Annotated in this window: 10 protein-coding genes; 4 read left to right on the top strand and 6 right to left on the bottom strand. The window is 43.8% G+C overall.

What is annotated here, in order from left to right; translation table 11 throughout:
• Window positions 1-112: 112 nt before the first annotated feature.
• Together JK628_RS02080 and JK628_RS02075 are read left to right on the top strand one after the other, a co-directional pair.
• On the top strand, window positions 113-691 hold the full coding sequence (locus JK628_RS02080; RefSeq protein ID WP_202287632.1) for a nucleoside triphosphate pyrophosphohydrolase family protein: 579 nt from the start codon (window positions 113-115) through the stop codon (window positions 689-691).
• 1,527 nt (window positions 692-2,218) lie between these two features.
• Complete coding sequence (locus JK628_RS02075) at window positions 2,219-2,707, top strand: hypothetical protein (protein ID WP_202287631.1); 489 nt, start codon at window positions 2,219-2,221, stop codon at window positions 2,705-2,707.
• A gap of 142 nt (window positions 2,708-2,849) precedes the next feature.
• Here the strand turns inward: JK628_RS02075 and JK628_RS02070 are convergent, their stop codons facing one another.
• Window positions 2,850-3,914 carry a hypothetical protein gene (locus tag JK628_RS02070; protein ID WP_202287630.1) on the bottom strand — a complete coding sequence of 355 codons (1,065 nt, stop codon included), beginning with the start codon at window positions 3,912-3,914 and terminating at the stop codon, window positions 2,850-2,852.
• A 188-nt stretch (window positions 3,915-4,102) separates the two neighbouring features.
• On the opposite strand from JK628_RS02070, the gene JK628_RS02065 reads away from it, so the two are divergent.
• Complete coding sequence (locus JK628_RS02065) at window positions 4,103-5,035, top strand: alpha/beta hydrolase (RefSeq protein ID WP_202287629.1); 933 nt, start codon at window positions 4,103-4,105, stop codon at window positions 5,033-5,035.
• Here JK628_RS02065 and JK628_RS02060 read toward each other — a convergent pair.
• The 4 genes from JK628_RS02060 to JK628_RS02045 form a co-directional block, all read right to left on the bottom strand.
• Window positions 5,032-5,568, bottom strand: coding sequence for a hypothetical protein (locus JK628_RS02060; RefSeq protein ID WP_202287628.1), 537 nt, complete (start codon window positions 5,566-5,568; stop codon window positions 5,032-5,034). The two genes, JK628_RS02065 and JK628_RS02060, sit on opposite strands and share 4 nt — an antisense overlap.
• A gap of 319 nt (window positions 5,569-5,887) precedes the next feature.
• The gene (gene ubiA / locus JK628_RS02055; protein WP_202287627.1) at window positions 5,888-6,751 is read right to left on the bottom strand and encodes a 4-hydroxybenzoate octaprenyltransferase; all 864 of its coding nucleotides are present in this window, start codon (window positions 6,749-6,751) and stop codon (window positions 5,888-5,890) included.
• 107 nt (window positions 6,752-6,858) lie between these two features.
• Window positions 6,859-9,024, bottom strand: coding sequence for a DNA helicase II (gene uvrD / locus JK628_RS02050; protein ID WP_202287626.1), 2,166 nt, complete (start codon window positions 9,022-9,024; stop codon window positions 6,859-6,861).
• A 479-nt stretch (window positions 9,025-9,503) separates the two neighbouring features.
• A complete protein-coding gene (locus JK628_RS02045) occupies window positions 9,504-9,857 on the bottom strand; it encodes a RidA family protein (protein WP_202287625.1) in 354 nt (117 codons plus the stop codon).
• Window positions 9,858-10,342: 485 nt separating this feature from the next.
• On the opposite strand from JK628_RS02045, the gene JK628_RS02040 reads away from it, so the two are divergent.
• Complete coding sequence (locus JK628_RS02040) at window positions 10,343-12,475, top strand: putative bifunctional diguanylate cyclase/phosphodiesterase (RefSeq protein WP_237524114.1); 2,133 nt, start codon at window positions 10,343-10,345, stop codon at window positions 12,473-12,475.
• Here the strand turns inward: JK628_RS02040 and JK628_RS02035 are convergent.
• Window positions 12,459-12,872, bottom strand: a complete 414-nt coding sequence (locus JK628_RS02035; protein WP_202287624.1) for an NUDIX hydrolase — start codon at window positions 12,870-12,872, stop codon at window positions 12,459-12,461. The genes JK628_RS02040 and JK628_RS02035 overlap by 17 nt on opposite strands.
• Window positions 12,873-12,910: the final 38 nt, after the last annotated feature.

Raw genomic sequence — 12,910 nt, 5'->3', positions numbered from 1 at the left:
ACTTAACAAAATACAGGAGAGCCTATTCGTTCACATCGGCAACCTTTCATTTTAAAGCTCACTTCTTTACTATGGCGGCAATTTTTGAATATTAACGCCAAGGGTATTACTTATGAAACTATCAGCCTTAGAACAGCCACTATACGACCATCTTTATCGAGATATTCACCAGTTTCGGGCAACATTTGATCTCCCTATCGAAGATGAAACGTCACTGGATGATAAAGCCGATACTCTGCATACCTCACTGGCAATTGAAGAGTTAACTGAGCTTGCTGAAGCTGACAGCCGTGTCGAGCAGGCAGACGCAATCGTGGATTCGGTTTATGTATTAATGGGGCGTTTAGTGCATTTAGGTGCTAAAAAACTGACTGACCGCCTTGAAATAAGCTACGTTATTGATCTGCTTTTACATGTTGCTAAGAATCGTGAAATTGACTTTATTACTTGCTGGGATGAAGTTCATTCGAGCAATATGAGTAAAGTTTGCCGCACAGAGCAAGAGCTAGATGAGACCATCGCTTTTTATGCTAAGCAAGGCGTAGAAATTGTGGGTAGCACTAAAGGTGATTTCATCATTGCTAAATGCGCTAAAGATGTAGATATGGATGGTAAAATTGTTCGCCAAGGCAAGGTACTTAAGTCTGTTTACTATCGCCCTGCAGATCTAGAGAAGCTCGTTAAAGCTTAATATTTTAATGGTTTGGTTGGGCTATGACGGGTTTACCCCCCCAAAGGGTTAGCGGCTAAGTCAGCTATTTTGTACAAAATCCAAATCAACGTCGCAGTGCTTCGTCCACACCTGAGGTTGAGATCATCAAACTCCGTTTGATAAAGGTCGTGGGATTCCATCCCACACCCGGCCAAAAGGGGATCAACAGCAATCCCCTCTTGGATCGCCCCTGCCGCCCCGACGAAGTTACATGCATTTGATACGGCCTCATACTCCAATAAAAACCGCCTAACGGCTCAGATGGGACATCTGATGTGAATGGATTCACGAATGCCGTGATGGCACGGATGCCAATGAACGGCCATGTCCCCCCGAGCCTGAACCATCGTCCAAGATGATTCTACGACATTTTTATATGCGTACTTCGGCAACTTCGATGGGGAGTTGGTGTTTTCTGCTGCTCTGAATTTATAGTTGTGCTTTGTAGTCTTAAACTGAAAACTCAAATGCTAAACGATTGTGCTTTTATAACTCAGTGTAGATGCGGCTGAGGCCTTCGGAAACAGGCCAATTATGTTCCAGACATAATTTGGCATTCCCTCCGTCCTTGGAGGTCAGATGTTTTCGTTGAGCCCACAGGGACCCTTTCTTTTATAAATAGTTGCGGCGAGCCTCAGTTGCGTCTGCACATACGCCGACCGCAGGTCATTGGAACCACTTTGGTCAGCAGATAGCGCATTTATGCCCCAAAGTGTGCTGGCTGCAATATCAGTTATTGCTTTTTCAAATCAGAATCAACGTCAATGTCGTGGTGCTTCGCCCATTCTTGTAATCAAGAGTAGAGTCAAGGGGCAAAGCGCTTGCGCCCGCTGTTAATTTCATAAGAGTCAATCCCTCTGCGACACGGCGAAATTTAAAAAGCAAAATTTCCAACGGGGGAGATGGTGTTACCTGTTATCTATAGATTAACTATCTAATTTTTTTGTCTTTAATAGAAAACTCAAATGCCGAGAGTTTGTGCTTTGCCAACCCAGTGTAGATGCGGCTGAGGCCGTCGGAAACAGGCCAATTATGCTCCAGACATAATTTGGCATTCCCTCCGTCCATGGAGGTCAGACGTTTTCGTTGAGTTCACAGGGACCCTTTCTTTCATAAAGAGTTGCGGCGAGCCTCAGTTGCGTCTGCACATAAGGTCGTTCACTCACATCTGACCCATAGGGATATGGGAAATGTCATGATGATGTCGGGAACATTATCGACCATATGATCACGACATTCGGACATCCTGTCCAGCACCTGCCGCAGGGGGTAATTGGAACCAACTTTGCCGAAAGGTAACTCTCTTTTCCCAGAGATTATTAGCTATACATTCGATTCAAGAACCAAGTTAGGCTCTCTTTATTCTTCCAAAACAGTGCTTTTCATGAGCCCCTCCTTAGAAAGAATCTATTTACAGCAACTCGTTAGCAGTGATAGCGTGAAGCAAAATCACTTCGTCGCCAAGAACGTTATCAAGCGACTATTGCATGGGCTGTTAGTGTATATATGAAAATAATCACATTCATAATTACTCTCTTATTATCTAGCGCAGTAAATTCAGCTGCATTAGTGCATCCTACGATAATGAAAATCGAACATTCTGGCCTTATTGGCGAGAAAGGAACACTGAAATCTATCCCATACAACCTAGCTGTTGAGTATGTTAATAAGACTTCAGTTTGGCCATCAAACAAGCAGCAGCTCAGTAAACTGTCTGTGGCGGTTGATGGTATTGACATGAAGATATCAAATAAGCTCTATAGTAATTTAACTGGTGTTTCTATTTCAGATATTCGGATTTCGTATATTCAGCGATGGGGAGAGATGAACAGCATTGATGTGTTTATACCTTACGGAAACTCGCAACCGTGTAAAAATCATGACAACGGCAATACGAATTACTTAAAGTCTAAGAGGATACTGGTATTTTCAGTTTCAGGAGACTTTCGTAAGACAATAGAGATGCACGCATGCGAACACTCACAATCAAAGTAACATGACTAAATACTCGCTACTCGATCGCATTCAGCGTGTTCTTTAGGCATTAGGTGCATCAAATGATCGTATATCAGAGTTAACTGAAAAATGATTAACTGAAGGTTGTACACCAGAGAGTTTGATTTATTTCAACTCTAACTTACCCTGCTTTGGCGATGTTAATCGTCGTAATTTCAACAACTTCTGTCGCCAGGCGACTTTCAAGCTCATCAGCTAATTTTCTGGGTTCGTTAACGACCAGTTTAAGCTCGCTGATCTGCTCAGGTAATTGTCCAAGTGCACCAAAGTAAGTTTGCGGCTGGCTAAATTTCAAATGTAGATTGGCCTTTTTACCTCGACCAAAACATAGCTGTTCCGACTCTTTTTCACCCTCCTCCGCTGCGCGTACTTTATCCCAACAACCCACCTCAATACGCTCAACATCGGCGATATCTATCGCTAAAAAACCCCACATACTATTATTGATAACTAACTTATCTTGTTGAATATAGAGTGAGTAATGCTTTGATACTCGATAGTTAGCCGTCACAAACACCACACCGTAAGCGATAATACTCGACACGATAATAGCCACTAACTCGCTCCAAGAGCTAAGCAGTATATAAACGCCAGCAGCAGCACTTAACGTCCCCAACAACATCGCTAGCCACGCCCAAGGTTTTCCCGACAGTAAGTCAATCGTGTAATCACTGCTGACATGCTGGCGACTAAACCAAGGGATAGCGTAATACCAACTTGCTGGCTCCGATGCTAACACCAGCGCTAAAGAGCGCTTCTTATCATCTTGATACTTATCGACGATATGAACCCTAGGGTCTCCTTTCATGCTGCGAGCTTGCCATAACCCTTTAATGATACTGAACATAAGGTAAAACTCTATCAGCAGCAATATCGCGATAATGGGATACCTCAACCACATGATAAATTCAAAATAGCTGGCAATTTCAGCAGGAAAACTCAACCGTGCCATCAATCCGCTAAGGCTAAAAATCAACAATAGCTTCCACGGTTTTTGCTTACCCGCTTTAATTATCCAAAACCAATATAGAACAGGAAGAAAGATAAAATAGAGGCCAGCAATCGCGACCAATTTATACATGTCGACATCACTGCTCAGTGATTCTGGTAGAGAATTAAACCCAATCACATAACTGATGATAGCGAGAGCTAAAAAGCTGACTCTAAATTTTACGCTACGCCGCATACTGCCTCCCTGCGATTAAATAGCCTAACTTACGCAAAAAAGGTAAAGATAGATAGTGTTAGCAAAAGGTTAAATTGTATTTGAGTGGCAACTAACTTTAACAATCAGTAAGCTGTTCATTACGTTTGATTGCAGGTATGTTTGTTGACCTGTTTTTATCTTCAGGACGAAGGATTATACTTAAAATCATGTCATTACCTCTGCTTACCCGTCTATTTGGACTCTTCACCTGCTTAATGGTAATGGCACAAGTACAGGCCACAGAGAACAATACGCCATTCAACATTCCTCGCACGCAAACGATTCAGATCAATGATGCAGACAGAGCCTACGAGTTGTTTATTAAACTGCCTAAAGACTATGACACCGACGCCAATAAGCACCATCGTTACCCAGTGATATATATCACCGATGCCATGTACGCTTTTCAGATTGTCTCCGGTGCAACACGATTTCCGATGAACTCAAATGCGATGCAGCAAGCGATTCTAGTCGGTGTATCGTGGCAAAAAGGTCTTAAGGGTGATAGAAGCCGGGTGCGCAATTACACCCCTTCCATTGATGAAAGTTGGAAAAAAAAGACGGGAGGTGCGGCTCGACACACCACCTTTCTACAGGAAAAAGTACTTCCCTATATTCAGCAAAACTTTAGGACCGACCCAAGCCAACGCACGTATCTTGGTAACTCTTTGGGTGGGCTTTTTGGGGCCTATATACTGTTAGAAAAACCAGAGTTGTTTAGTAACTACGTGTTAGGGAGTCCATCGTTTTGGTGGCATAAACAGATGATTTTTGATCTTGTACAACAGCGCAAAAGTACATTGCATAACATTAAAGCGAATGTCTTTATCGGCATTGGTGAACTTGAACATAATGGCAATGGTGGTTATTCCAACTTCAACATGGTCCGCCATGCACAGGCGTTTAAGAAGGCCCTTGATAAGGTAAATACCAGCCAAAATTCCGATACCCGCGTCGATAGTTCAGCAAGTAAAACAATAACCACTAAGCTACTTATTATCGATGACGCCAGCCATGAAACTGCATTTCCTACCAGTGCGATACAGGGGCTCTATTGGCTTTTTAACCTAAAGGATGGCGTGAGTATTAAGCGGCCTTAAACTGCCTCTGCACCGCGTTGTTCAATACGCAAAATACAGGGTGTTTTAAGCTTGATTATATCTTCCTTATGCCTAAATTCATGTTCATACCAATGAATGTACAGACGTAACTGGGCGTTATCACTAAACTCATTAGTGTTATAAAAATTACGGTAGCAACGCGGGTGCTGAAGATAACCAGAGTGGTACAATTTCAGTATGCGATCGCCGATGTGAATATCTCGAAAGTCGACCCCATATGCTGAATTATGCGGGAAGTGATAACGGCCATAACGGTAACTACCATCAAGGACTTCTATATTTTGACCTTTACTCAATAATAAACTGAGTTGCAACGCGTCCACCCGGCTTGTCAGGCATAAGCCACTTATCGCTGCACAACTACATACTGCAAAGGTCCAACGCATCACTCCTTGGGGCTTAAATAAACATACCGATAGCCAAATCACCAAAATAACTATGGCCACCATTAGCAGTAGCAACTCATAATCAGCCCACTGGCTAGCATCGAATATGGTTACCCAATATGACATAACCTCGCCTCCATCCAAACAACTCCTTTTGCTTGTTACGATTAGGTCGATCCCCATGCCTTTTTCCTAAAAGCAGAGCTTATAGCGATCTTAAATATTCATCGACTATCGATAAGTATAGACAGGCTTATACCAAAGGACTTGAAAATGCGTACATCAGCGGCGTTGCGCGAGTTCAGGTCTAGACGCATCAGTATTTCCCTAGCAATGAATCGTTATGAAGAGTGAGAGTGGCGCATAAAAAAACGCCTTCAGTAGAAGACGTTTATTTTGATGCTATTGACCTTGCTGGAGCAGGGTTAGATAGGGTTCAGCTAAACTAAAAAACTAAATAATCTAGCCCTAGTGCGACAAAAAGCACCATTCCTGCCCAGTTATTATTTAAGAAAGCTTTGAAGCATGGTGCTCTTTCGCGACCATAAATCAATTTTTGCTGGTAAAGCCCAAAACTAATAAACGCCAAAATACCTAAGCCAAAGATTTCACCGCGTCCGGCGATAGTACCGGCAACAATAAAGCAGGTAAGCGCTGCCATCTGAAATCCAGCAATGATCTGTCGATCATATCGGCCAAATAAAATAGCCGTCGACTTGATACCTACCTTGAGATCATCATCACGATCAACCATGGCATACATGGTGTCGTAAGCGATCGTCCAGCACCAATTGGCTGCAAATAACCACCATGCTTCAACAGGTACGGAGCCTGTTTGTGCGGCGTAAGCCATCGGGATAGACCAACTCCAGACTGTGCCCAAAAACATCTGTGGCATATTGGTGTAGCGCTTGGTAAAGGGGTAGATAATAGTAAGAATAATACCGACAACTGAAAGCTTGACCACCAGCGGGTTTAACAACAACACAAGACTGAATGCAAATAGCGCCATAACGACAAACAACAACAGTGCTTCTTTGCTGCTAATTTCGCCACTGGCTAAAGGTCTAGATTGTGTGCGTTCAACGTGCGCATCGAGATTTCTATCAGCGTAGTCATTGATCACACAGCCACAGGCGCGCATCACAACCACACCTATGATAAAGATAATCAGCACTTTAATGTCTGGCATGCCTCCTGCGGCAAACATCAACGCCATCAAGCAGGGCCACAATAGTAGCAAGGTGCCAATAGGACGGTCTATGCGAGTAAGCCGCATGTAGACATCCAATTTATCCCTTAAATTCATTTTATTAGGCTCTCCTAAAACGTCTTCGGCCTTTAATTCATACCCGCATTATGACTGAGCTGAACAAGTATTCAACTGCTATCGTCAATCCGATGAGAATAGCGTTTCTACACTTTCTCTAAGCGTGCATATGCAATGACTAACCACTTGCTACCAACATCTAAGAAGTTCACCTGAATTCGAGCTTGAGCGCCGCTACCTTCGTAGTTAGTCACTGCGCCTTCGCCAAATTTAGGATGACTGACTTTTTGGCCAATCTTAAAGCCTGATTCATTAAACGAGCTATCTTGCTTACTAAAGCGAGTACTGACCGCAGGCGCCGACACTTGGGTGCGCATACGGATCTCTTGTACATATTTTTCAGGGATCTCTTTTACAAATCGAGAAGGCCGTGCAAAGCTTTCTCGGCCATATATACGGCGAGATTCAGCATAGGTGATATAGAGTTTTTGCATTGCACGGGTCATGCCGACATAACAGAGGCGTCGCTCTTCATCGAGTCGATCACCTTCATCAATTGCCATTTGGCTCGGGAATAGCCCCTCTTCCACACCAGCCATAAACACCATTGGAAACTCAAGACCTTTGGCTGAGTGCAATGTCATTAACTGTACCGCATCGGTGAACTCATCTGCTTGCCCTTCGCCCGCTTCAAGTGCAGCGTGAGATAAAAAGGCGCTAAGCTCACCCATATCTTCAAGCTCTTCAGGCACCATAAAGCTACGCGCCGCAGTCACGAGCTCCTCTAAGTTCTCTACTCGAGCTCTCGCTTTTTCGCCTTTTTCAGTCTCATACATCAACTTAAGGCCAGACTCTTGGATCACATGATCTGTGCGTCGGTGCAGTGACAGCTCTTCGGTGTCGACTCGCAAAGCAACAATCAAGTCCATAAAGCCACGTACTGCATTAGCAGCGCGTCCGCTGAGAACTTTCTCTTCAAGTAAACGCAGGCAAGTGTCCCACAGGGTGAGCTCTTGTTGGCGAGCAGTGGTACGCATTATTTCTAACGTTCGGCCACCGATACCGCGTGCAGGAGTGTTGACCACTCGCTCGAAGGCTGCATCATCATTTTTATTACTGATGAGGCGCAGGTAACCCATTGCATCTTTAATCTCTTGGCGATCGAAAAATCGTAAACCACCATAGATCCGGTAGGCGACACCTTTATGTAGTAACGCTTCCTCGAGTACACGGGATTGTGCGTTAGAGCGGTATAAGATGGCGCAATCTTCTAACTTGCCACCCTCGTCTTGCCAGTCGGTAATACGGCCCACAATAAACCGCGCTTCGTCCATTTCGTTAAATGCACAATAAAGCCCGATGGGATCACCATCTTTATCGTCAGTCCACAGTTTTTTACCCATACGATCAGGATTGTTAGCAATGAGCTCATTGGACGCGTTAAGAATATTGCCGCTAGAGCGATAGTTCTGCTCTAGGCGGACAGTTTGAGCCGCGGGAAAATCACCTAAGAATTTATGCAAATTCTCAACCTGAGCGCCACGCCAACCGTAAATAGATTGATCATCATCACCCACGATCATCACATTGGCGCTTGAACCAGCAAGTACACGGATCCATGCATATTGAATGGCGTTAGTGTCTTGAAACTCGTCAACCAAAATATGCTTGAATCGGTCTTGATAGTGGTCAAGAATATGCGGTTTATTAAGCCAAAGCTCATGAGCTCGTAAGAGAATTTCAGCAAAATCGACCAGACCTGCGCGGTCGCAAGAATCTTGATAAACCTGATAAATTTTAAGCAGGTTTTGCTCTATCGGAAAGCCGCAAGCATCGATATGTGACGGGCGAAGACCCAAATCTTTCTTGCCATTGATGTAGCCTTGAGCTTGTCTCGGAGGATACTGTTTTTCATCCAACTGAAGGCTTTTTAGAATACGCTTGATCAATCGCAGTTGGTCATCAGAATCTAAGATCTGGAAACTCTGCGGCAGGTTGGCGTCTTTATAATGGGTACGCAGTAATCGATGGGCTAACCCGTGGAATGTGCCAATCCACATGCGGCTCATATTGCCACCCGCCACTTTCTCTACCCGCTCACGCATCTCCTTGGCAGCTTTGTTGGTAAAGGTCACCGCTAAAATTGCATAGGGGCTTTGCTGTTCAACCTGCATTAGCCAAGCGATTCTGTGTGTTAACACACGAGTTTTACCGCTACCCGCGCCAGCTAAAACTAACATACTGGATTGCGGAGCGCCTACGGCATCACGCTGCTTGTCATTTAGGCCGTCGAGTAAAGAAGATACGTCCATTATTGCCTCCAAAAAATCAGGTGGGCAGTATATACCCAAGCCACTTGAATGTGCAGGTTTCAGTGGGAATTTAATGGGCTTTAATCAAGGTAAGTTATTGCTCCTCGGTAACAGCTCCTGCGTTACTCTACCTCCTATATCCATATAGTCGTGCATAACTGACATTCACACCATCCTTGGTGCTTGCATTGATAGCAGTCAATAGTCGCGACCTTAACAAAATCGATAACGCAACATAAAGTCGATTCTTTATATAAAAGGAGTACCCATCGAAGAAGGCTTTTTGCAAGCTCACTTCGTTGTTGCACCAGCTCGAAAGGGAATGCCATTACAGCACTGACCCGCCTAGAATTGAACATGCAAACAGCCTCTGAAGACCGCAGATTCAGGAGGTTTGGGTATAACAGAACCTCGATTCAGTTCACGAGTTAAAGGTCGAGATGACAATACTTAATGATTGTCATCTCGACGCAGCAGCATTAGGCTTTTTCAGCGGCCACTATCGATATTTCGACCAATAACGCTTCGCGTGCCATTTTGGCTGCAACACAAGCCCGCGCAGGTGCATGACCTTCTGGCACCCAAGCATCCCATACGGCATTCATCTCGGCAAAGTACTGCATATCTTTAACGTAGATTGTCGCTGACAGGATATGCTCTCGGTCACTACCAGCTTGGGTTAATAACCCATCGACTTTTTCCAGCATTGAGCTTGTTTGCTCAGTGATCCCTTGCTCAGCATCCTTACAAACCTGACCACATAGATAGATGGTACCGTTATGCTTAACGATTCTGCTCATACGACTCTTAGTATCAATTCTTTCTATACTCATTTTCACCCCTTACTCCTCAGTTAAATAGCTCACTTTTAGAATTATAAAGAAGATTCTAGCGTTAAAGTGTAAATTTACTAGTGAAAAACACTTACCATTCAAATAGATGCTTAGTTGAACAATTGTGTATTTCCTGTTTCAGAAATTCGATCCTATACTTAGTCGGTAAGACAAGTAATCAAGGACTGATTTCTTATATTTTAAAGGACTAAAATGACCTCCATAGCCAACTCTAAGCAAACTTCCCACATACTTATATTGACTTATCTACATAGGTGTTTAGTCATGTTGGGCGCTATTCTAAAGACTTTATTTCCCCTCTTCAGAAAGCCTCCCCTCCAAGGCATTTTAGGTCGGTTTGGCGATCTCCTTGATTTCCTCAACACTAAGCTGCTCTTAAAAAAGCGGCGGTAAAACCCCAGCATTTACCTTGGGGCTCTTTCAAAGGGGATGCTGTTTATACAACTCAAAGTTAGGAAATGCGTATGCTAACAATGAAACAACACACACTAAAACCTTGGCAAGTTACTCTTTCAGTCATCACCATGATTTCACTCTGTTTGGCAACATATATCTTTGTTGTTAAACCACCATTTGACTTTGTTCTGATATTTGTAATAACCCTATTTTGCCTAGCTAATGCCGCAGTATTAAGTGTTAGCCTCTTCCAATTATTGGCGGTCACGCCGCGAATACGTCATCTCACTCGTTGTGTGCGTCGTTGGTCAAATGGAGATCTTAATACCCGCAATAAAATAGGTGAATATGGCGAGTTGAGTGAATTAGAGATCGAACTCAACCACATGTTTAGCCGCCTACAAGATATCTCAGCAAAAGAGGATATCAATCAAAAAAACATACTCAGTAAAAATCACCTTTTATCTGCCATTTTAGATTCAGCTGCCGCAGCTATATATGGCATTGACGAAAATGGCCGTTGTATATTTGCCAATCCCCAGTGCGTAAAACTATTAGGTTACCGCAGTGAAGAGCAGCTGATAGCCTGTAATATGCGTAGTCTAGTCCATCAAAATCCTGATGATGAGCTAGCCATAGCAAGCTCTATTATCGATCAACAAGAGAAACGCGACATCCACCTAAAAGAGGACCACTTCTGGCGAGCCGACGGTAGTAGCTTTCCTGTCGAATACTGGTCTCATCCAATGACGTTTAACAACGACAAAATGGGTGCTGTTATCTCCTTTCATGACAATAGTGAACGCCTAGAAGCCGAAGCCCTAATTCGTCATCAAGCTCATTATGATGCCTTAACCGATCTGCCTAACCGCTTTCTCGCCCTTAGGCGCTTAGAGCAACTGGTGGAGTCAACGGAGCGCAGCGGAAAAATGTTAGCCGTTATTTTCCTTGATTTAGATGATTTCAAAAAAATTAATGATTCATTGGGCCATGAAGCTGGAGACCAACTGCTTATTACCGCAGCCGATCGATTGATGAAAGCAACTCGTAAAGAGGATACTGTTGGCCGTTTAGGTGGAGATGAATTCATTATCTTGCTCGACGGGTTATCCTGTGCCGACGACGCCCAACCGTTAGCTGAAAATCTGATTGGTGGCTTTAGAAAGCCATTCTATATCGGTAACCGCCAGCTAATACTGACTGCCAGTATTGGTATTGCAATTTACCCTAATGATGGCGTTACACCATCAGAGCTACTCAGAAACGCAGATTCCGCAATGTACCATACCAAGAGTATTGGTCGTAATACTTATTCTTACTTCACCCATGCGATGAACAAAGAGGTTTCTCGTCGACTAGCCATCGAGGAACAGATCCATGGTGCACTAGAGCGCGGTGAATTGCAGGTTCATTACCAGATTCAGCTCGACATCCGTGATGGCAGCATCATGGGCGCTGAAGCCCTGCTAAGGTGGGATAATCCGGTCCTTGGCTGCGTATCACCTGCCGAGTTTATTCCTATTGCCGAACAGACGGGTGTGATAGAACCTATGGGGGAATTTATTCTGCATCGCGCATTAGAGGCTGCACAAACATGGCAAAAAACCTTCGATGACAATTTCAGAATAGCCATTAACCTGTCACCCAGACAGTTTAGAAATCCAAACTTAGTCAAGCTCATTACCGATAGCGTAAGCCAGTTAGATATGCGTCCTGAAGATTTGGAGCTCGAAATCACTGAAGGCGTACTATTAAGTGGCCATGCGTATACGCTTGATGCCTTAATGGCACTCAGTAAGGCTGGTTTCTGTATCTCTATGGATGATTTTGGTACCGGGTATTCATCACTCAGCTACTTGCGTACTTACCCATTCCAAATCCTCAAGATTGATCGTAGTTTCATCAAGGATATGAACAGTGATGACACTAGTAAAGAGTTAATTATTGCCACCATTGAGATGGCTCACGCACTGGGGATCCGGGTGATTGCAGAAGGGGTTGAAACCCAAGAGCAATTCGACGAGTTGAGTTTTATGATGTGCGATTATGCTCAGGGATTTTTAATCAGTAAACCCGTGGTGTTTGATGACCTGCTGGAGATAGGTAAACACTATAAAAAAAGTGCTAAAATTGAGTTTAAACCCAAGATAGAGAGAGTAGAGGAGAAGCCCGAAGACAAACCGGTTAAAACTTACGGCTAACAACCGTGCCGTTAAATTCGATACAATCAACCACTCTCGTTTTTTGCACTGCAGAAAGCGAAGAGAGCGGCATGAACTTATATTGTGAATGTTCATCACTCAATGTGATTTTATCAAATTCGTCCATTTCACATTTAAACAGAAATGCTTGCGAGTCATGCTGACTGTGATAATAAACCCCAGTCAGATAGTTAATTTTGATGGTGAATCCTAGCTCCTCACGACACTCTCGAATAAGTGCCTGATGAATTGTCTCTGCGGGCTCTAGTGCCCCACCAGGTAAACCCCATGACAGCGAGCCATAAGTGGCTTTAAGTAATAAAACTTCTGTCTCATTCCCACCTTCTCGCAATACCACCGCATGGCAACTCAGTCTAAATTTATCATCAAAAGCCATATCATCGATCCATTCATTAAGCTTTATACCTCATTACA

The organism is Shewanella sp. KX20019 (assembly GCF_016757755.1).
In the GTDB taxonomy this organism is placed as follows: Bacteria; Pseudomonadota; Gammaproteobacteria; order Enterobacterales; family Shewanellaceae; genus Shewanella.
The sequence above is the reverse complement of the archived record's forward strand: the minus strand, read 5'-3'. Positions and strand labels throughout refer to the sequence as shown.

Excerpts from the sequence above, each read along its gene's own strand:
- JK628_RS02060 (WP_202287628.1), bottom strand. The coding sequence starts at position 5,568 with ATGTCATATTGGGTAACCATATTCGATGCTAGCCAGTGGGCTGATTAT.
- JK628_RS02040 (WP_237524114.1), top strand. The coding sequence starts at position 10,343 with ATGCTAACAATGAAACAACACACACTAAAACCTTGGCAAGTTACTCTT.
- uvrD (WP_202287626.1), bottom strand. The coding sequence starts at position 9,024 with ATGGACGTATCTTCTTTACTCGACGGCCTAAATGACAAGCAGCGTGAT.
- JK628_RS02075 (WP_202287631.1), top strand. The coding sequence starts at position 2,219 with ATGAAAATAATCACATTCATAATTACTCTCTTATTATCTAGCGCAGTA.
- JK628_RS02035 (WP_202287624.1), bottom strand. The coding sequence starts at position 12,872 with ATGGCTTTTGATGATAAATTTAGACTGAGTTGCCATGCGGTGGTATTG.
- ubiA (WP_202287627.1), bottom strand. The coding sequence starts at position 6,751 with ATGAATTTAAGGGATAAATTGGATGTCTACATGCGGCTTACTCGCATA.
- JK628_RS02070 (WP_202287630.1), bottom strand. The coding sequence starts at position 3,914 with ATGCGGCGTAGCGTAAAATTTAGAGTCAGCTTTTTAGCTCTCGCTATC.
- JK628_RS02080 (WP_202287632.1), top strand. The coding sequence starts at position 113 with ATGAAACTATCAGCCTTAGAACAGCCACTATACGACCATCTTTATCGA.
- JK628_RS02045 (WP_202287625.1), bottom strand. The coding sequence starts at position 9,857 with ATGAGTATAGAAAGAATTGATACTAAGAGTCGTATGAGCAGAATCGTT.
- JK628_RS02065 (WP_202287629.1), top strand. The coding sequence starts at position 4,103 with ATGTCATTACCTCTGCTTACCCGTCTATTTGGACTCTTCACCTGCTTA.